Below are 1335 nucleotides of genomic sequence, written 5' to 3'. Positions count from 1 at the left end.
AGTATTTAAATTTTGGACCAATATTTTGAATTGCAAAACCTAAACGTGTTCTACCATTATAACTATTGTATGCTTCTTCTTCACTTTGGTAGTATCCCGAAATATCTACACCAAAAGTACTTGCTGCTTTAGCGTCTGGATCAAAACCATCAAGTTTTAAATCTGAATTTAAAAAGCGCATAGCAACAGACATAGCAAATTGTTCGCTTAATTTTAAAGAGTAAGCCACATCTAATGCAAACTCATTTGGTTTTTGAATTAATGGTGTAGAGCTTTCATCTTGAACAAACTCAATTTCACCATAACTAAAATATTTTAAACTTGCAGAAACTGCACTTCTTTCATTTAATCTATTATAATAAGAAACATAAGAAATAGCAATATCATTAACTAGCTTACTTAAATAAGGAGTATAGTTAAGAGAAAAACCTTGTTTATCTGTTGAAAACGCATATTTAGATGGATTCCATTGTTGTGAATTTGCATCTACTGATGTAGCTACACCCATATCTCCCATTGCTGCACCTCTAGCATCTGGCGCTATTAAAACAAAAGGCATACCTGTAGTAATTACTCTAGAATCGTTTGCATTTGGTGTTATCTCTACAGTATCCTGCGCATTTAATTTAACAAAAAATAATAAGCATGTTATAGCTAAAATTGACTTCTTCATATAGTGGTTTTTATTTGACAAATATAAATTAATATTATAGTATTACAAGTTTCTCAATTTTTTCGACTTGTTTATTTAGTGTATTAGAACGTACGGTTAACTTATACACATAAACACCTTTACCTATTTTGTCACCAAAATCGTCACGACCATCCCAAACAATGTCTCTAGACAATGCTGACGCTCCTTTTCCGCAGCATTCTGATGTATTTGTTTGTCCGTTTAACGTTCTTACCAACTTACCAGAAACGGTGAATACTTGTACTGAAACGTCTAAAGGGTCTGAACTATTGTGATTAAACCAAAATTCTGTATAATTTACAAATGGATTAGGATAATTTAATACATTATCAATTACTAATTTTTGATCTTCATCATATACTACAAATTGAATTTCTTGGGTTGACGAGTTATTATAAACATCCCAAGCTTTAAGAGTTAATGTGTGTAAGCCTGGTTCTAAATCTCTAAACGGATAATTTACTAAACCTTTGGTATAATCATCTACTTCGGTTTCATAGTAATCATTTAATGTATACGGATTTGTTTCGTCACCATCAATAATTGCAACAATATCATGTCCTATTCCGCTAGCAGTATTTATTCCGTTTTCATCTTCTAATTTCACTAGTAACGATGGAGACTCGTTGGTGATACCTCCT

The 1335-nt window shown here is 31.8% G+C and carries 1 protein-coding gene and 1 pseudogene; both read right to left on the bottom strand.

The window, feature by feature from the left end; all coding sequences use genetic code 11:
• The coding region (porV, locus tag ABJI11_RS13510; RefSeq protein WP_348353216.1) for a type IX secretion system outer membrane channel protein PorV at window positions 1-673 on the bottom strand (673 nt) is incomplete at its 3' end.
• A gap of 34 nt (window positions 674-707) precedes the next feature.
• Window positions 708-1335 (bottom strand): annotated as a pseudogene (locus ABJI11_RS13505) (peptidase C25); the annotation flags it as partial.

Origin of the sequence: Maribacter sp., assembly GCF_039968975.1 — a bacterium.
In the GTDB taxonomy this organism is placed as follows: domain Bacteria; phylum Bacteroidota; class Bacteroidia; order Flavobacteriales; family Flavobacteriaceae; genus Maribacter.
Note: the sequence above shows the minus strand (reverse complement) of the source record. Positions and strands in the feature narration are given on the sequence as shown.